This window comes from Sulfuricella sp. (assembly GCF_035531155.1).
In the GTDB taxonomy this organism is placed as follows: domain Bacteria; phylum Pseudomonadota; class Gammaproteobacteria; order Burkholderiales; family Sulfuricellaceae; genus Sulfuricella.
In genome coordinates, this window is the sequence record NZ_DATKTK010000055.1 from 47,395 (window position 1) to 64,987 (window position 17,593).

Here is a 17,593-nt window from a genome sequence, read left to right on the forward strand (position 1 = left end):
GACAATACCATGCCGGAGCAACCGTCACTCGACGAACAAAACGAGATCAAGAAACGCGCTATCCGACGCGTTATTGTCGCTTCTGTCCTGGTGGCAGCCGCCATCGCAGCACTCACCGTCCTGACCCGCTATAAATCGGAAGCACCCGTCACCCGGACCACCACGCCGGGCACCGTACTTCCCCCCATCACACAACCCGAACCTACCGCGCCGGCCCCGGAAGAAGTGGCCGCCCCGCCGACCACCCCGCCAGAGCAGGAAGCTCAACCCACCACGCCACCACCGCCACCTCCAGAGGTCGTGAACGCACCCACGCCAGTCACGCCGGCCGGACCGGCGCCAAAAGCCGCCAAACCAACGTCCATCAGACCCGGCACTGAGGCCGAAATTTCAGCCCACCCCGCCCCGGCCAAGCCTGCCGCCGCACAGCCTCAAGCCGCTACACGCGCCGCCCAGGAAATGCAGCCTGCGCAACCGGCAAAAGCCGTCGCCGAGAAAGCCTCGCCACCCGCCAAGGCCGCCGAGCCCGCACCCAAGGGTTATACCGTGCAGCTCGGCGTCTTCTCCAACCCGACCAATGCCCTCCAACTGCAAGAAAAACTGGCGCAGAACGGCATCAAATCCTACACCGAAACCAAACTCAACGTCGGTCCGTTCCAGAGCAAGGCCGAAGCCGACCAGGCACTGGCAAAGATCCGTTCGCTGGGCGTCAGCGCAGTAGTCGTGCCGGTTAAGTAAATCCAGCCATGTGGCAGTACGCACTGAAAATCGCACTCACTACGGCCATCATCGTGGCCGTCTCCGAAATTGCAAAGCGCAGCTCGTTCTGGGCCGCAGCACTGGCGTCATTGCCGCTCACGTCGCTACTTGCACTCATATGGCTCTATGTTGAAACCGGCAACACACAAAAGGTCGCCGCGCTTTCGGAAGGCATTTTTTGGCTGGTTATCCCATCGCTGCTGCTGTTCGTCTTGCTCCCACTGCTCTTGCGTGCCGGTTGGGGTTTTTGGGCCAGCCTCAGCACCTCCTCGGTGGCTACCGCCGCGGCATATTTCGGCATGGTATGGATATTGGGACGACTTCACATCAACCTATAAAAAGCAGTTCAGCCACGGATTAACACAGATGTACACAGATTATCAATGAGTTACCTTTCTGATCCCAAGCACCTTCCGGATGAATGGCAATATTCGCGCAAGGCATTGTTTTATCTGTGTTAATCCGTGTTAATCTGTGGCTAATAGCCGTTTTTAGGATCAATCTATAGTCGCTAAAACCCCATCAGCAGCAACCACATCGGCAACGTCACCATCGCCAGCAGCGTGGTCACCATCACCTGGGCGGCGCTGATGCTGCCGTCCCCGCCCATGCGCATCGCCAGCACGTAAGACACCGTCGAGACCGGTAGCGCGGCCATCAGCACGGCGATGTGGAAATACACCCCGGTCAGACCAAAGGCCGATGCCAGCCCCCAAGCAATGGCGGGCAGCATCAGCAGCTTCACGATCACGCCGTACCACAGGGTTCCCCGGTGGTGGTTCAAACTCTGTAGCTTCAAGCCGGCGCCGACGGCGATCAGTCCCATCGGCAGCGAGGCCTGGGAGAGAAGCGCGATGGGGCGCTGCAATAAATCCGGCAAATGCAGCCCGGCCAGACTAAAAGCAATCCCGCCTGCGGTTGCCATGATCAGTGGGTTGAACAGGATTTCCTTCAGCCATTTTCCCTCGCCGTGGCGCGCCAGCGCCCACACCGAGGCCACATTGGCCATCGGCACCAGAAAACCCATCAGCAATCCGATCGCCGCCAGCCCATCCTGACCATGAATAGACCCCGCCACGGCCAATCCCACGTAGCTGTTGAAGCGGAAGGACGACTGGAACGATGCAGAAAACACCTTGGGCGGCGCGTGAAACAGGGGTTTCGCCACATAGCCGAGGACCATGCCAGCCAGCATGTAAAGGCTGGCCACCTCCAGCATCGGCGTGGCCGCGCCCAGATCGATCTGGAAACCGGACAGGGAATGGAACAGCAGCGCGGGGAAAAACACGTAGTAAACCAGCCTGTCCAATTGCGGCCAGAAATCGTCGCGCAAACGGAACCATCGGCGCAGCCCATAGCCGAGCAGTATCAAGGCAAAGATCGGAATGATGGCCTGTGCAACGGACATGTCGCCTCAACAAGGTCGTAATCAGGGGTTAAACAAGAACGCCCCACAATCAGGCGGGGCGTTCCACGGAGAGCAAAACGGCCTACTTATACAGCAGGTGCGGCAGCCACAAGGAGATTTCCGGCACGTAGGTGATCAGGCCCAGATAGAGCAGCATGACACCCACCCAGGGCAGCGCCGCGATCGACACCTCGGTCAGCCCCATCTTCGCCAGATGGCTGGCGACAAACAGGTTCAGCCCGACTGGCGGGTGGATCATGCCGATTTCCATGTTCACCACCATGATGATGCCGAGATGGATCGGGTCGACCCCCAAGGTTTTGGCAATCGGCAGGAACAGCGGCGCCAGGATCAGAACGATGGAGCTGGGCTCCATGAATTGCCCCGCCGCGATCAGGGCGAGATTCACCACCAGCAGGAACATCCAGGGTTGGAGGTGCTGCGCCACCACCCAGGAAGACATCGCCTGCGGGATCTGTTCTGAAGTCATCAGGAAGGAGAACAGGATGGCGTTGGTGATGATGTACAGCAGCATGGCGCTGGTATTGGCCGCACTCAGCAGCACCTTGGGGACTTCCTTCCACTTCAGGTCACCATAGAAGAACATCGCCGCGATAAAAGCATAGACGGCGGCAACCGCCGCGGCTTCAGTCGGCGTGAAAATCCCGCCGTAAATGCCCCCGATCACGATGACGACGAGGAGCATTCCGCCCCAGGCATCCTTGAACGAATCCCAAAACTCCTTGGAAGTGGGTTTGGGCTGGGTGGGAAAGCCGTGCCGTTTGGCCTGGATGAATACCAGCCCCATCATGATGATCGCAAGCAGGATGCCCGGCACGATGCCGGCAATAAACATCTTGCCGGCACTCTCGGACGTGGCGACCGCATAGATGATCATCACGATGGAAGGCGGGATCAGGATGCCGAGCGACCCGGCACTGGTGATCACACCGACGCTGAACCTTTTCGGATACCCGGCCTTCACCATCGCTGGCAGCATCACCGAACCGATCGCCATCACTGTGGCCGGGCTGGAACCGGAGATCGTGGCAAAAAAGGCACTCGCCAACACCGCGGCCATCGCCATACCCCCCGGCATCCACCCCACCAGGTTGTTGGCGAAGCGGATGATGCGCGACGCGATTTTCCCATCGATCAGGAACTGCCCGGACAGCACGAAGAACGGCACCGCCATGATGGCGTAGCTTTCCAAGCCGGTGAACAGTCGCTGCGAGATGATATTGACCGTATCGAACGAAAACGAGGAAAAGCCGAGCAGGAATACCAGCACGGTCATGCCGAGCGCGATGGAAATCGGCGTGCTGGTGATGAGGAGCAGCAGGAGGATGGAGATGATCAGGAGGAAAGTCATGGCAGCGCCTCCTTCTCGTGAACCACATCGACTTCACGGTCTTCCTCTTCGCCATAGGTATGGGTATGGACGTGGCCGGTCTTGAGGAAGAGCAGCATCGCCTGGATGAAACGGTAGCACATCAGACCGGAACCGAAAGGGATCGCCAGGTAGATCACCCACATCGGCCATTCCAGGTCAGGTGAAATCTGGCCAGTACCGTAGATGAAGATCACCCAGCGCGCACCGAAAAAGGCGATGACGCCGGTGAAAATCACGCCCAGAGACATGGCGGCAATAATCAACAGACGCTTGATCGAAGGACGCGCCGCGTTAACCACGAAATCCACGCCGATATGAATGCCGGTGCGCACGCCATAAGCCGCACCGAATTTTGCCATCCAGATGAACAGGTAAATCGTCAACTCCTGCGCCCAGCTGATACCGGTGCCACCCAGATAGCGCATCGTCACGGCGGCGAACGTAACCAGCGTGGCGCTGGCCATGAAGGTGGTGATCAGGATTTCTTCAAGACGATCCAGAATGCGGTTAATCATATCGGCCTGGCCTTTAATGATAATACCCGGATAAAAAGATCCCGGCTTGGAGCCGGGGTAATCAGTGAAAGGCAATCCGGTTATTTCATGGCGTGGTGCTCTTTTGCCACCTGGGCGGCTATGCCATACACCGCCTGGATGATGTCCTTGCCAATCACGTCCTCGAACTCCTTGTGCACCGGCAACAGCGCTTTATGCCACTCGATCCGTTCCTTCAGAGAAAGAACGTAGATCTCCGTAGTCTTGGCCGCCTTCACCTTGGCCAGCGCTTCGTCGTTTTCCTTCTGGGCGATATCGCGCTCGAAAACGGTCGCTTCCTTCATTGCCGACTCCAGAGCGGTGCGAACATCGGCCGGCAGTCCATCCCAGAACTTTTTGTTGACCACTACTGCGTAACCCAGATAGTTGTGGTCGGAAATCGTCATATGTTTCTGCACTTCATGCATCTTCTGTGTGTAGAAGTTGGATACGGGGTTCTCGGTGCCATCCACCACGCCCTGCTGCAGGCCGGTGTACACTTCGCTGAACGCCATCACTTGCGGGTTCGCACCAAGAGCTTTCATTGTCGCATCCAGCACCTTGGAAGACTGAATACGCATCTTCAGCCCCTTGAAATCCGCCACGGTGCGCATCGGCTTGTTCGCGCTCATCTCCTTGAAGCCGTTGTCCCAGAAGGTCAACCCCGTGACGCCCTTGGTTTCCAGCTTGGCGAACAGCTTCTTGCCAACTTCGCCATCCATCACCCGATACAGCACTTCCTTGCTGGGAAAAATGTAAGGCAGGTCGAACACTTCGAATTCGCGTGCACCCATCGGACCAAACTTGGAAAGAGACGGTGCCAGCATCTGCACTGCGCCGAGCTGCAGCGCCTCCATTTCCTCGCGATCCTTGTAAAGCTGGCTGTTGGGATAAACCTCGACCTTGACCTTGCCTTTGGTCTTTTCCTCGGCCAGCTGCTTAAATTTCTCTGCCGCCCGGCCCTTGGGCGTATCGGGCGCCACCACATGACTGAACTTGATGATAATTTCCCCTGCGGCATTGGCAAACCCGCTCACACCAAGGGCCAGAACGAACATCATTGCTGTGCTAAATTTCATGGTGGCATCTCCTAGTAAATCCTGATTATATGTACCGGTAACCGGCATTGACTCACAACGGACAGCAAACTCCTCTATAAGATACACAACCCGTGAACGAAGATACTATACGGGTGTTTCGAATTTTACAACAACCCCAATTTCGCCTTCATCGGCCCGGTACTCACATGCTGCTCCGATGCCCGGCACGAACACCAGCTTTTCCCCGCTGAACAGCAACGGTAGCCTTTTCCGCTGCCACGGGGGGATGCCGGCTTCCTGCAACAAATTCTTCAAGCTCCGGCTGGGCCGGCGGCAATCCGGGCGCAGCCGCTCGCCGCCGCGGCGCAGCCTGACCGTAACCGGTTCGGCGCTCAGCCTGGCCAGGCTCAACCCCTGCCCCACCGTCCGCTCGAATACAAGCCTGCCGCCTGAATCGGGCAGTTTCAGTTCGTCCTGGAATGTCCAGGTCAATGCCAGTTCGGGTTGCGACACAAGCGACTTTTTCTTGCCCTCGGGTGATTTGGCCGAGGGTTCCAGGTAAACCTCGCCGCGGTAACGCCGGATTACGTTATCGCCGAGATGTACGAGAACCTGGGCGTCGTCGCGGGAGCCGCACAGCTGCTGCAGGACATTTTCCAGCCGCCCGGCCGAGGGCATGGGTACGCCCAGTTGCGCCAGCCAGTAGCGCAGCAGGTTCTTGGCGCGCGCCGCAGACAGGCCGCGCAGCACCTCCACCTTTAGCCTGCCGCCGCTTGCTGCCGCCGCGCAATCCAGCCGCGCCAGATCGTTCATCAATTGCGCGCTTTCTGCCAGATTCCGGCTGGCACGGGCAAAGGTTTCGCGGTATCCGGGAAAGCGCCGCTCCAGCAAAGGCATTACCCGATGACGCAAGTAGTTGCGATCGTAAGCAATGTCGGCGTTACTCTCGTCCTCAATCCAATGCAGGCCGCGCAGGACGGCGTAGTCGAGAATAACTCGCCTCGGCACATCGAGCATGGGACGAACGTAGTGAGGAGCATCCTCCATCAACCCCTCACGCCTCACGCCCATCGCGCTCATTCCCTTCGCTCCGGCGCCACGAAGCAACTGGAGCAGCAACGTTTCCGCCTGATCGTCAAGATGTTGTGCCAGCACGATAAAATCAGCTTGCTGTTCGGCAAACACCCGATAGCGGGCGTCCCGGGCCAGTGCCTCCAGGCTCTCGCCCGGCTGGTGCTTGAGATCGACCTTAACGACATGGAAAGGAATGTTGTACCCGGCACACAGCCGGGCGCAAAACTCGGCCCAATCGGCCGCATTCGGGCTGATCTGATGGTTGACGTGAACAACGGAAAGAGGGAAATGCAGACTGGTGCGAAGTTGTGCAAGGATGTCGAGCAGGGCCACGGAATCCGCCCCGCCGCTCAGGGCCAGCGCGAGATGCCGGCCCGGTTGAACCCAATTTTTTAGTTTGGCTTCGACAAACGCGGGCAGATCACTTGGTAGCAGTTTCTTTGAACTTGCCATAGCCCATCAGCCGCTCGAAACGCGATTTGAGCAGATCGTCCAGCGACTGGTCCTGAAGCCGGCGCAGGCTTTCCTGCAATGCTTTTTTCAGACTTTGCATGACCGCATCCGGATCGCGGTGAGCGCCGCCGAGCGGCTCGCTCACGATCTTGTCCACCAGGCCCAGGGTTTTCAGACGGTTGGCGGTGATTCCCAGCGTTTCCGCGGCTTCCGGCGCCTTGCTCGCGCTCTTCCACAGAATCGAGGCGCAGCCCTCCGGCGAAATCACGGAATAGCTCGAATATTGCAGCATCAGCATGACATCGCCGACGCCGATGGCCAGCGCACCGCCCGAACCGCCTTCGCCGATGATGGTGCAGACGATCGGGGTTCTGAGTTCGGCCATGACATACAGGTTGCGCGCAATCGCCTCGGACTGGCCGCGCTCCTCCGCGCCGATGCCGGGATAGGCGCCCGGCGTATCGATGAAGGTCATGATCGGCAGGCCGAATTTTTCCGCCTGACGCATCAAACGCATTGCCTTGCGGTAGCCTTCGGGACGCGGCATGCCGAAATTGCGGTAGATTTTCTCCTTGGTATCTCGACCCTTCTGCTGGCCGATTACCATCACCGGCTGACCGTTGAAGCGCGCCAGGCCGCCCACGATGGCCGGATCGTCGGAGAAGGCACGGTCGCCGTGCAGTTCCTCGAAATCGGTGAAAATATTTTGAATGTAGTCGAGCGTATACGGCCGCTGCGGGTGCCGGGAAACCTGCGAAACCTGCCAGGCTGAAAGCTTGGCGTAAAGATCCTTGGTCAACGCCTGATTCTTTTTCTGTAGCCGCCCGATTTCCTCGGAGATATCCACGGCGGAGTCATCCTGCACGAAGCGGAGCTCCTCGATCCTGGCCTCAAGTTCGGCGATCGGCTGTTCAAAATCAAGAAAAGTGGTTTTCATAGACAAGCAGTTCAAATTCATGAAAGCGTAATGATACAGGATTTCCCTCCAGCCCAAACAGGTCTGACTCAACCTTCCATCGGGGTATAATCGCCGCCATGCCCAACATAGCCTCCCGCCCCTATTCACAACCTGACGCCAGCCGCCTGACAGCAAGCGGCCTTCATCCGGTACTCGCCCGCATCTACGCCGCCCGCGGCATTCAGGAAATGCGGCAGCTCGAACATGAGTTGAGCGCCCTGCTCCCTTTCACGGCATACGATCTTTCATCCCCCCCGGGGGATAGAAAGTCGGAGTCCCCTTGTGGGGAAATGAAAAACGCCGAGGAAATGGCGCGCCTGCTGGCGGATGCGATAGAGGCCGGCAAGCGCCTGCTGATCATCGCCGATTATGACTCCGATGGCGCCACGGCATGCACCGTGGCAATGCGTGCACTGCGCGAGTTCGGCGCAACCGTGGACTACCTCGTCCCCAACCGCTTCGAATACGGCTATGGGCTGACGCCGGAGATCGTTCAATTAGCGAAGGCGCGAAAACCCGACATCCTGATCACTGTGGACAACGGCATCAGCAGCGTAGCAGGCGTCGAGGAAGCCAACCTGTTGGGCATGCAGGTACTGGTCACCGACCACCACCTGCCCGGTGATGAACTGCCGGATGCCGCCTGCATCGTCAACCCGAACCAGCTTGGCTGCGGCTTTCCAAGCAAGAACCTGGCCGGCGTGGGGGTAATCTTCTACGTCATGCTGGCGCTACGTGCAGAGTTACGGAATCGGGGAAGGTACACGACCAAGCCCGAACCCAACCTGGCGAAGTGGCTCGATCTGGTAGCGCTGGGCACGGTGGCCGACGTGGTAAAGCTGGACGACAACAACCGCATCCTGGTGCACCAGGGACTCAAGCGTATCTGTGCCGGGCGAGCCTGCCCCGGCATCAATGCATTACTGAAAGTGGCAAGCAGAAAACCTGAGAAAGCTTCGACTTACGACCTCGGCTTCGTCGTCGGCCCCCGCCTGAATGCCGCCGGACGCCTGGATGACATGGCGCTGGGCATCGAATGCCTGCTCGCCGAAAACGAGGAACAGGCATTCGCCATGGCGCAACAGCTCGACGCCCTCAACCGCGAACGGCGCGAAATCGAGGCGGACATGCAGGAGCAGGCGCTGTCCGCGCTGGAGCAGGTCGAAGTGAGTGAAAACCACTCACTCAGCCTCTACGATCCGAATTGGCACCAGGGCGTGATCGGCATCCTCGCCTCGCGACTCAAGGACAAATACCACCGCCCGGTGATCGCCTTCGCCCGTAGCAACAACGGCGAGCTGAAAGGTTCCGGGCGCTCGATCCGCGGCCTGCACCTGCGCGACGCGCTGGACCTGGTCGCCAAACGGAAACCCCATCTGCTGCAAAAATTCGGCGGCCACGCCTTCGCCGCCGGCTTGACCATCCAGGAATGTCATTTCGAGGAATTCACCGCCACCTTCGAAGAAATCGCCCAGTCCCTGCTCACCCCGGCAGACCTGGAACGCATCATCGAAAGCGACGGCAGCCTGGAAACCCCGGCCATGAACCTGAACCTGGCCAAGACACTGGCGGAGCAGGTTTGGGGACAGGGCTTTCCGCAACCGGCCTTCCAGGAAAGATTTGCCGTTAAAAGCCAGCGGGTGGTAGGCGAAAAACACTTGCGGCTCAAGCTCGGCAAGACCGGCCAGATTTTCGACGGCATCCTGTTTTTTCACAATGAGCCGCTACCGGACTGGATCAACGCTGTTTACCGGCTGGACGTAAACGAGTACAACGGTTCGCAAAGCCTGCAATTGATGATCGAATATTGGGAAGAAGCCAGCGAAGGGTAAGAGGTGAACGGACAGTTCTCACCAATACCTTGAAAAAGGTGCACCATCGCTTTGCCGGGATGGGGGCCGGTCTGGCCTGGCTGCTCTGAATTCGGCTGAAGTCATTCTCTCTCCTTGCCCAGCCCTCTGGACAGCGAGGTGAGGAGGTCAATCGGTAGTGGAAATACAATAGTCGAAGACTTGTCGCCGGCAATAGCGGACAGCGTCTGCATATAGCGCAGCTGCATGGCCTCGGGCTGGCGTGAGAGTATCTGTGCCGCCTGCAACAGCTTTTCCGACGCCTGCAGTTCGCCCTCGGCATGAATCACCTTGGCGCGGCGTTCGCGCTCGGCTTCGGCCTGACGGGCAATGGCCCGCACCATCGTCTCGTCGATATCCACATGCTTGATTTCCACCATCGAGACCTTGATCCCCCAGGCATCGGTCTGCGCATCGAGCACTTGCTGGATGTCGACATTGAGCCGCTCGCGCTCGGCCAGCATCTCGTCCAGCTCGTGCTTGCCGAGCACAGAACGCAGGGTGGTCTGGGCCAACTGGCTGGTAGCGTTGATGAAGTCTTCCACCTGGATGATGGCGCGCTGCGGGTCCACCACGCGGAAATACACCACGGCGTTGACCTTGACCGAAACATTGTCGCGCGAAATCACGTCCTGGGTTGGCACGTCGAACACCACCGTGCGCAGGTCAACCCGAACCATCTGCTGGATGCCCGGAACGAGGATGATCAGGCCCGGCCCCTTGACCTTCCAGAAACGCCCCAACTGGAACACCACGCCGCGCTCGTATTCGCGCAGGATGCGGAATGATGAAAACAACAGCAGGACAATCAGGATAAGAAAGCCGGAAAATCCAAAATTGAAGTTCATGATCATCCTCCTTTTGCTGCAATGGGTGTAACCACAAGAATCAGCCCGTCCCGACTGGCAACACGGACGCGCATCCCGGGCGCCAGAGGGGCCGCACTCCGCACCTGCCAGAGTTCGCTATGGACCTTGGCCCAGCAGTAGCCGCCGGTGCATTCGTGCACCTCGCCTTCGCTGCCGATCAGCTCCTCGCTGCCGCTTACCACGGGGCGCTTTCGCGACTTGAGCGCAAGCCCGCCGATGGCGGCAATCAGGATTGCGCTAAAAACGCCCAGGATGATGATCAGCGGAAGCGGCACGCCGAAACCCGGCACATCAGTATTGATCAGGATTAGCGCACCGATAACAAATGCGGCGATCCCGCCTAATCCTAATGCACCAAAACTGGGAACGAAGGCCTCGGCCACCATGAAAGCGATGCCGAGCAGGATCAGCCCGAGTCCGGCATAGTTCACCGGCAGCAGGTGCAGGGCATACATCCCCAGCAGCAGGCAGATGGCGCCGATCACCCCCGGCGCGATCAGGCCGGGGCTGGAAAACTCGAAGATCAGGCCATAAACGCCGATCATCATCAGGATCAGCGCCATGCCGGGATCGGTGATCACGGAAAGGATCCTGGAGCGCCAATCCGGCTCGTAGTTGATGTGCGGAACGGCGGTGGTGGCAAGGGTAACCTCGCCGACCTGCAGCTTGATTTTCTTGCCATCCAGCTGTTTCAGCAAGTGCGCCAGATCGTCTGCGACATAGTCCACCACCCCGAGTTTCAGCGCCTCGCTGGCAGACAGGCTGGCGGCCCCGCGCACCGCCTGCTCCGCCCATCCGGCATTGCGTCCGCGCAACTGGGCAAGGCCGCGGATGTAGGCGGAAGCATCGTTAACCACTTTCTCTTTCATCGCGTCCCTGGATTCTTCGGCAGGCGTGCCGGCTTTATCATTGCCAGGCTTTTGCGGCGTGGGCAGAATGCCGTCACCGCCGATGGAAACAGGCGTGGCAGCGCCAAGGTTGGTGCCGGGCGCCATCGCAGCGATATGGCTGGCGTAAAGGATATAGGTGCCGGCACTGGCGGCGCGCGCGCCGCCGGGCGCGACATAGCTTGCCACCGGCACCGGGGATGCCAGGATCGCCTTGATGATGTCGCGCATCGAAACATCCAGCCCGCCCGGCGTATCCATGCGCAGCACCACCAGTTGGGCGCCCTCCCTGGACGCGAGCTCGATGCCCCGCACCACATAGTCGGCGCTGGCCGGGCCGACTGCGCCGTCCAGCGTAAGCAGCAGGACCGGCGCGCCGAACCCCCTCGCCGGAACAAGCACCAGCGCCAGCAGCAATCCGAACAGGCAAACGGCTTTACCAGATCGCACAGAGAACCTCCCCATGAATGCCTGAATCACAGACCGCGGGAAACCCCGTGGCTCAACGGTAAGTAAAGCACAACAAAGGCCGGTCTGCTTCCGGTCATCCCGGGAACCACAGAATCAGGTTCATCTCCACCGGAATATGGGCTTCCGCATGCCAGGGAATGACGCGCGGAGTAAAATCGGACACGGGGCGAACGGTTACAATCGGGCAACTGAAGACATAGCCATGAGTAGCGCCAGGAATACCGGAACGGCATTCCATCACCTGCATTGCGGCCATATCGCCTTCAGCCGGTTCGGCATACAACTGCACCTGCACCGATTCTGGTGGAATCTCACCCAGGTAGACCTGCAGGGAAAACGACCAGCCGTCCGGCAGCTCATGAATTTCCAGATTCGACATGTGCACCTTGTGCCAATGCCGCCGGACAAAAGACGCCCAGTCGGCAAGCTCTTTTGCCAGGCGCCCGCCTTCGGCAGTGCGCCGCCTGAACGCCGCAGAAGCCGGCAGATAGGCATCATGCACATATTCCTGCAACATGCGGTTGCTGCTGAACTGCGGCGCGAGCCGGGACATGCTGGCGCGCATGCGGACCACCCACTCGCGCGGTATGCCTTGCGCGTCGCGGCGGTAAAACATCGGCACGATTTCCTGCTCCAGCAGGCGGTAAAGCTGCTCGGCTTCAATCTCATCCCAGCCGGGCTCGGCATGTTCCTGACCGTCGCCCAGCGACCAGCCCACCTCTGGAGCACAGTTACAGGCCTCAGCCCACCAGCCGTCCCGTTCGGAAAGGTTGAGGCCGCCGTTGACCAGCACCTTCATGCCGGAAGTGCCGCTGGCCTCCCACGGGCGGCGCGGGGTGTTGATCCACACATCGACGCCCTGCACCAGTTCCTGTGCAAGCACCATGTCGTAATCCTCCAGGAACACGGCATGAGCGCGCACATCCGGACGGCTCACGAACTCTGCCCACGCCTGGATGAAACGTTTGCCGTTTTCATCCTGAGGGTGGGCTTTGCCTGCCACAATCAGCTGCACCGGGCGCGCCCGGTCGTTGAGCAGACGCGCCAGCCGGTCGGGATCGGTAAGCAGCAGGTTGGGCCGCTTGTATTCGGCAAAGCGCCGGGCAAAGCCCAGGGTCAGGGTATTCGGATCAAGAATGTTTTCCGCCTGGGCAAGCGTCTCCCGGCTGGCACCACGCTGCCCCATCTGGAGGGCGAACCGCCGGCGCGCATAGCGCACCAGATCATGGCGCTCCTCGCCGCAAAATGTCCACAAGGCCTCATCGCTCAAGTCCTGGATCGCTCCCGTCAGCGTTTCCAGCGACCCCCGCCAGCGCTCCTTGCCGCTGGCCGTGGTCCAGATCTCGTCTGCCCAGGGAGAATCCCACGAGGGTACGTGCACCCCGTTGGTGACATGGCCAACCGGCACCTCCCGCTCTGGCCAGCGCGGATACAGCCTCTGGAAAATCCGGCGGCTGACTTCGCCATGCAACCGGCTGACGCCGTTGATCATGCCGCAGGTGCGCGCCGCCAGGAAAGCCATGTTGAAGGGTTCGTTGCCGTCATCCGGATGCTCGCGCCCCAGCGCCAGCATCTCGCGCGGCGCAACGCCAAGATCGGCGGCATAATGGCTGCCATACTCCATCAGCAGGGCCGGCGGGAAAGTGTCGAAGGCGGCGGCCACCGGGGTATGGGTGGTAAACACATTGCCGGCACGCGTCGCCCAGATTGCCTGCCACAGATCGGTCTTGTTTTTCTGCATGTAACTGCGCGCCCGCTCCAGAGTCACCAGTGCGGCATGGCCCTCGTTGAGGTGACACACGTCAGGGCGCAAACCGAGCGTCTCCAGCGCCCGCCAGCCGCCAATCCCGAGCACGATTTCCTGCACCAGGCGCATCTCGACACCGCCGCCGTAGAGCTTGCCGGTGATGCCCCGGTCGGCCGGGCTGTTCATCGGATCATTGCTGTCCAGCAGGAACAGCGCCACCCGCCCCACCTGAACCTGCCACACGCGCAGCACCACCACCCGACCTGAAAGCTGGATCGGCACGCCCAGCCAGCCGCCGTTTTCATCGCGCACCGGCGCGATAGGCATGCTGGTTGGGGTGTTGCAGGGGTAAACTTCGAGCTGCCTGCCGCGAGCATCCAGCATCTGGCGGAAATAGCCCTCCTGGTACAGCAGGCCCACGGCGACAAGAGGAACGCCCAGGTCGCTTGCAGTCTTCAGATAGTCGCCCGCAAGCACGCCAAGGCCGCCGGAGTAAAGCGGCAGCGCCTCCGTCAGGCCGTATTCCATACTGAAATAAGCAATCAGGGTGTCATTGTCGGGATAGGTTGCGCCGAACCACTCCGTACCCGTGAGATAGTCGCGCCGCGCCTGGGTCAGACGCTCCAGCTCGGCACAAAAGTCCGGGTTCAGCGCCAACTGCTCCAGGCGCCGCTGGGAAACGCTCTGCAAGATCAGCCAAGGGTTCCCGGTGCGTGCCCAGACTGCCGGGTCGATCTCCTGCCACAGGTGATCCGCGGCATGGCTCCAAGCCCAGCGCAGGTCAAGTCCGAGATCGACCAGCGTCTCCACACCTTGGGGCAGCGACCTCAAAAACGGATGAATTGCAGGCATATCTATTTTCTATCCGAAGAAACTGAACCCACAAGCACCGCTGGTGCACGATGAATATTCGCAAACCCGGTTTCATCACGCACCCCGCCAAAAAACCGGCTTCCAGGCCTGATCGGAGTCAGCGTTGCAGGTCCTTGAGTTTCTCCTCATATTCCTCTTTGCCGATTTCGCTGCGCGCATAACGCTGCCGCAGCAATTCCACGGCCTTGTCCACGCGCGGCTCCCTAGCGCTGCCTTTTGAAGCCAATAGAAACAGCCAGCGCAGCAGAAAGAACACCCCGGCAATGATCAAACCCCACCACAGAATCATGAAGGCCCAGCCGAAGCCGTGGTATCCCCACCAGCCGAAATGGTCCATCATACCGGGGCCATATCCGTATCCGTAACCTTGTCCGCCCATTTCTCTGCTCCTGAATTTGCAAGTGCCTGGGTTTGGTCGAGCCGGCCAGCCTACAGCCAGCCCATTTCCTCATTCATCCATCATCCAGCCCGGACCGTAACTCCGCAGCCTTTCCTTCTGCTCCTTGGTGAGCACCGCCTCCATGCGGTTGCTGGCGTCAACCGACAATTCCACCATCTGGCGGCGCAGGTCGCTGATTTGCTTGTACTGGTTTCCGATGGCCGCCGGATCGCGCTTGTCCGCGGCGTAAAGTCCGCGTAGCGTGGCATACTCGCCCTGCATCTTGGTCATCAGATCCCAGCGCTTTTTGTGCGACTCTTCGTAAATTGCGGAGATTTTCTTCTGCTGATCCTCTTTCAGGTCGGGCAGCCACATTGGCCCATAGCCCCGCATCATTCCCGGACCTCTCATTCCATATCCGTGGCCCATCATGTCTGGCCCCATCATGCCCGGCCCCATCATGCCGGAGCCCCAATCCGGGCAGCCACCCTGCCATTTCCCTTTGTCGTCCGCGACGGCGACGAACGACGCAAGCGAGATCAAACCCGTCATCAACCATACAGTCAGCTTGTTCATCTTCATTTCGTGTCTCCTCAATGATTATTGCCCGGAAGGGGATTCGCAAAAACACTTGCGCCCCGCTTAACCGCCCGGCACGATACGTTGAAACCCGGCGCCTTACTGCAATATCCGGCTGCTTCCTGATCGCAGGAACGAATTTTCAGTATAGTCAAGATCAGCATGTCAGCAAGAAAGCAGCCCGGCATGCAACAGGCTCTTCCAACCCATGCGGTAGAATATGAGGTTTTCAGGGCAATCCATGACACCCATTTCGTGGCTTTCCAGACTCCCGGTCAGCTTTCAGGCCATTCTTCTGGCACTGGCGCCATACCCGGTGCTGGCCGGGAACGACGAGCCCAGCCTGTGTGCGGACAATCCGCCCGACATCACGGCGCTCGCACGGCACCCCGAGCTCTACAACTTCTACTTCGAAAACGATCTGTTCAACGGCACCGACAGCGGTTACACCAATGGCGTGAAGTTTTCCTGGGTCTCGGCCAACCTCAAGGACTACACCCGCGACCCCTGCCTGCCGCGCTGGATCAGGCAGCTGAACCGGCTCTTCGAAAACCTGCATCCGGGCAAATACACCTCGCGCAACATGGTGGTCACGGCCGGGCAGTCGATGTTCACCCCGCGCGACCCCAGCCATACCGACCTCATTCCCGGCGACCGCCCTTATGCCGGCTGGCTCTACCTGGGGCTCGGCTACAACGCCCGCGATGCACTGCGAATGGACACCGTCGAGGTCAACCTCGGCGTGGTCGGACCGGCCGCACACTGGCGCGGCAAACCCAGAACTTCGTCCACGACCTGCGCGGCATCCCCAGTTTCAAGGGCTGGAGCAACCAGCTCAACAACGAACTCGGTTTCCAGCTTGTCGCCGAGCGCAAGAACAGAGTCTGGAACGAAAGCAGGCCGGGCCTGCAGTTCGACGCCATCACTCATTACGGCGCCAGCCTCGGCAATATCCGCACCTACCTCAACACCGGCCTGGAGCTGCGCGCCGGCAACCGCATCCCGAACGATTTCGGCACCTCGCCGATACGCCCCGCCGGCGACAGCAACGCCCCGCTTGAAGGTCCGGTCGCCCGCCGTTTTGCCGATGGCGGGCTGCACGCCTTTATCTCAGCCGATGTCCGCGCCGTCGCCCATGATATTTTCCTCGACGGCAACACCTTCTCCGACAGCCACAGAGTCGATAAAAAACACTTCGTGGGCGACCTCGCCAGCGGCATCGCCTGGCAATGGCAGGGCGGGAAAATCACCTATGCGCGCTACGTCCGCAGCAAGGAATTCGAAACCCAGGAAAACGCGCACGTCTTCGGCTCAATCACGCTCAGCCTTGAGTATTGAGGGGTAATGTTCCATAAATGAGATAGGCGGCTTTATTATTGAATTGACTGGATTCTTGAAATCTTGCCCGGTGCAATAAAAGCCGGCGGCAAAAGGGTTGCGATGAGCATAGACATCTTTCGCATCATCAGATGGAAACCCGGCCCCTGGGGCCGGGCAGCATTGTATGTCTGCACCCTGGCCGCCGTCCTCGGCGCGATCTGGGTGCATTACCAACTTGGCCAGCACTACCAGATCTACATGTTCTTCCTGCTGCCGGTCATCATCGTGAGTTGGTTCGGGGGCGGAAAGGCAGGCAACCTGTTCAGCCTGCTCAGCGTGATCGGCTGGCTGGTGGCGGATTTGAGCATGCGGCGCGGCAATCCCTTCTGGGCGGAACTGTTCAACGACTTTGTCCGCCTCAGCGTGCTCCTGATCGTGGTCCTGATAGCCAGCCGCCTGCGCATCGCACTCGACCGTGAGCACGAAATGGCGCGGAAGGACACCCTCACCGGCCTCGCCAACAGGCGCGCCTTCTACGAGATGGGCGAGATCGAGGCGGAACGTTCCCGGCGCTACAACCGCCCTTTCACCGCCCTGTTCATCGACCTCGACAACTTCAAGGCCGTCAACGATACCAAGGGTCATGACGAAGGCGACCGCCTGCTGAAAACCGTCGCGAAGGTTCTCCATTCCCGCCTGCGCACCACCGACATCTGCGGGCGGCTGGGCGGCGACGAGTTCGTCGTGCTGCTACCGGAAACCGGCGAAAAGGCCGCCGCGATTTTTGCCGCCGAACTGCGTGCCCGCCTGATAGAGGCCATGGAAAAGCACGGCTGGCCGGTCACCTTCAGCATCGGCGTCGCCACCTTCCACACCACGCCCGAAAGCCTCGACCAGCTGATCGAGAGGGCCGACGCGCTGATGTACCTCGTCAAGCAGGGCGGCAAGAACGCCATCCGGCAAGAAGTGTATTGACGAAAAAATGACGGGCGGCTGGCCC

The 17,593-nt window shown here is 59.9% G+C and carries 16 protein-coding genes and 1 pseudogene; 6 read left to right on the forward strand and 11 right to left on the reverse strand.

The window, feature by feature from the left end; all coding sequences use genetic code 11:
- Window positions 1-9 precede the first annotated feature (9 nt).
- Together VMV64_RS11830 and VMV64_RS11835 are read left to right on the forward strand one after the other, a co-directional pair.
- Window positions 10-738, forward strand: coding sequence for an SPOR domain-containing protein (locus VMV64_RS11830; protein ID WP_325330538.1), 729 nt, complete (start codon window positions 10-12; stop codon window positions 736-738).
- Between the two features lie 8 nt (window positions 739-746).
- A complete protein-coding gene (locus VMV64_RS11835; RefSeq protein ID WP_325330540.1) occupies window positions 747-1,097 on the forward strand; it encodes a DUF3147 family protein in 351 nt (116 codons plus the stop codon).
- A 173-nt stretch (window positions 1,098-1,270) separates the two neighbouring features.
- On the opposite strand, the gene VMV64_RS11840 is transcribed toward VMV64_RS11835, so the two are convergent.
- From VMV64_RS11840 to VMV64_RS11865, 6 genes are all read right to left on the reverse strand, one after another.
- Complete coding sequence (locus VMV64_RS11840) at window positions 1,271-2,167, reverse strand: AEC family transporter (protein ID WP_325330542.1); 897 nt, start codon at window positions 2,165-2,167, stop codon at window positions 1,271-1,273.
- Between the two features lie 82 nt (window positions 2,168-2,249).
- Window positions 2,250-3,539 carry a TRAP transporter large permease subunit gene (locus VMV64_RS11845; protein WP_325330544.1) on the reverse strand — a complete coding sequence of 430 codons (1,290 nt, stop codon included), beginning with the start codon at window positions 3,537-3,539 and terminating at the stop codon, window positions 2,250-2,252.
- Window positions 3,536-4,075, reverse strand: coding sequence for a TRAP transporter small permease (locus VMV64_RS11850; RefSeq protein ID WP_325330546.1), 540 nt, complete (start codon window positions 4,073-4,075; stop codon window positions 3,536-3,538). Before VMV64_RS11850 ends, VMV64_RS11845 begins: the two co-directional genes overlap by 4 nt.
- Before the next feature lie 80 nt (window positions 4,076-4,155).
- The gene (locus VMV64_RS11855) at window positions 4,156-5,172 is read right to left on the reverse strand and encodes a TRAP transporter substrate-binding protein (RefSeq protein WP_325330548.1); all 1,017 of its coding nucleotides are present in this window, start codon (window positions 5,170-5,172) and stop codon (window positions 4,156-4,158) included.
- A gap of 105 nt (window positions 5,173-5,277) precedes the next feature.
- Complete coding sequence (gene tilS, locus VMV64_RS11860) at window positions 5,278-6,660, reverse strand: tRNA lysidine(34) synthetase TilS (protein ID WP_325330550.1); 1,383 nt, start codon at window positions 6,658-6,660, stop codon at window positions 5,278-5,280.
- Window positions 6,629-7,597, reverse strand: a complete 969-nt coding sequence (locus VMV64_RS11865; RefSeq protein ID WP_325330552.1) for an acetyl-CoA carboxylase carboxyltransferase subunit alpha — start codon at window positions 7,595-7,597, stop codon at window positions 6,629-6,631. The genes tilS and VMV64_RS11865 overlap by 32 nt, the downstream gene beginning before the upstream one ends.
- A gap of 98 nt (window positions 7,598-7,695) precedes the next feature.
- Between VMV64_RS11865 and recJ the strand changes: the two genes are divergently transcribed.
- Complete coding sequence (recJ, locus tag VMV64_RS11870) at window positions 7,696-9,450, forward strand: single-stranded-DNA-specific exonuclease RecJ (protein WP_325330554.1); 1,755 nt, start codon at window positions 7,696-7,698, stop codon at window positions 9,448-9,450.
- 101 nt (window positions 9,451-9,551) lie between these two features.
- Here the strand turns inward: recJ and VMV64_RS11875 are convergent, their stop codons facing one another.
- The 5 genes from VMV64_RS11875 to VMV64_RS11895 form a co-directional block, all read right to left on the reverse strand.
- Window positions 9,552-10,316, reverse strand: a complete 765-nt coding sequence (locus VMV64_RS11875; RefSeq protein WP_325330556.1) for a slipin family protein — start codon at window positions 10,314-10,316, stop codon at window positions 9,552-9,554.
- 2 nt (window positions 10,317-10,318) lie between these two features.
- Window positions 10,319-11,674 carry a nodulation protein NfeD gene (locus VMV64_RS11880; RefSeq protein ID WP_325330558.1) on the reverse strand — a complete coding sequence of 452 codons (1,356 nt, stop codon included), beginning with the start codon at window positions 11,672-11,674 and terminating at the stop codon, window positions 10,319-10,321.
- Window positions 11,675-11,768: 94 nt separating this feature from the next.
- Entirely contained in the window at window positions 11,769-14,294 is a 2,526-nt protein-coding gene (gene glgP, locus VMV64_RS11885; protein WP_325330560.1) for an alpha-glucan family phosphorylase, read from the reverse strand.
- Between the two features lie 118 nt (window positions 14,295-14,412).
- Complete coding sequence (locus VMV64_RS11890) at window positions 14,413-14,694, reverse strand: SHOCT domain-containing protein (protein WP_325330562.1); 282 nt, start codon at window positions 14,692-14,694, stop codon at window positions 14,413-14,415.
- 69 nt (window positions 14,695-14,763) lie between these two features.
- Window positions 14,764-15,276: a Spy/CpxP family protein refolding chaperone gene (locus VMV64_RS11895; RefSeq protein ID WP_325330564.1), complete on the reverse strand. Its 513-nt coding sequence runs from the start codon at window positions 15,274-15,276 to the stop codon at window positions 14,764-14,766.
- Window positions 15,277-15,514: 238 nt separating this feature from the next.
- Here VMV64_RS11895 and VMV64_RS17415 point away from each other — a divergent pair.
- The 3 genes and pseudogenes from VMV64_RS17415 to VMV64_RS11905 all read left to right on the forward strand — a co-directional run.
- Window positions 15,515-15,970: pseudogene (locus VMV64_RS17415) on the forward strand (lipid A-modifier LpxR family protein); the annotation flags it as partial.
- A 65-nt stretch (window positions 15,971-16,035) separates the two neighbouring features.
- A complete protein-coding gene (locus VMV64_RS17420; RefSeq protein WP_414718890.1) occupies window positions 16,036-16,611 on the forward strand; it encodes a lipid A deacylase LpxR family protein in 576 nt (191 codons plus the stop codon).
- 102 nt (window positions 16,612-16,713) lie between these two features.
- The gene (locus tag VMV64_RS11905; protein ID WP_325330568.1) at window positions 16,714-17,568 is read left to right on the forward strand and encodes a diguanylate cyclase; all 855 of its coding nucleotides are present in this window, start codon (window positions 16,714-16,716) and stop codon (window positions 17,566-17,568) included.
- The last annotated feature ends 25 nt before the right edge of the window (window positions 17,569-17,593 follow it).

Excerpts from the sequence above, each read along its gene's own strand:
- VMV64_RS11830 (WP_325330538.1), top strand. The coding sequence starts at position 10 with ATGCCGGAGCAACCGTCACTCGACGAACAAAACGAGATCAAGAAACGC.
- VMV64_RS11835 (WP_325330540.1), top strand. The coding sequence starts at position 747 with ATGTGGCAGTACGCACTGAAAATCGCACTCACTACGGCCATCATCGTG.
- VMV64_RS11840 (WP_325330542.1), bottom strand. The coding sequence starts at position 2,167 with ATGTCCGTTGCACAGGCCATCATTCCGATCTTTGCCTTGATACTGCTC.
- VMV64_RS11845 (WP_325330544.1), bottom strand. The coding sequence starts at position 3,539 with ATGACTTTCCTCCTGATCATCTCCATCCTCCTGCTGCTCCTCATCACC.
- VMV64_RS11850 (WP_325330546.1), bottom strand. The coding sequence starts at position 4,075 with ATGATTAACCGCATTCTGGATCGTCTTGAAGAAATCCTGATCACCACC.
- VMV64_RS11855 (WP_325330548.1), bottom strand. The coding sequence starts at position 5,172 with ATGAAATTTAGCACAGCAATGATGTTCGTTCTGGCCCTTGGTGTGAGC.
- tilS (WP_325330550.1), bottom strand. The coding sequence starts at position 6,660 with ATGGCAAGTTCAAAGAAACTGCTACCAAGTGATCTGCCCGCGTTTGTC.
- VMV64_RS11865 (WP_325330552.1), bottom strand. The coding sequence starts at position 7,597 with ATGAAAACCACTTTTCTTGATTTTGAACAGCCGATCGCCGAACTTGAG.
- recJ (WP_325330554.1), top strand. The coding sequence starts at position 7,696 with ATGCCCAACATAGCCTCCCGCCCCTATTCACAACCTGACGCCAGCCGC.
- VMV64_RS11875 (WP_325330556.1), bottom strand. The coding sequence starts at position 10,316 with ATGAACTTCAATTTTGGATTTTCCGGCTTTCTTATCCTGATTGTCCTG.
- glgP (WP_325330560.1), bottom strand. The coding sequence starts at position 14,294 with ATGCCTGCAATTCATCCGTTTTTGAGGTCGCTGCCCCAAGGTGTGGAG.
- VMV64_RS11890 (WP_325330562.1), bottom strand. The coding sequence starts at position 14,694 with ATGGGCGGACAAGGTTACGGATACGGATATGGCCCCGGTATGATGGAC.
- VMV64_RS11895 (WP_325330564.1), bottom strand. The coding sequence starts at position 15,276 with ATGAAGATGAACAAGCTGACTGTATGGTTGATGACGGGTTTGATCTCG.
- VMV64_RS11905 (WP_325330568.1), top strand. The coding sequence starts at position 16,714 with ATGAGCATAGACATCTTTCGCATCATCAGATGGAAACCCGGCCCCTGG.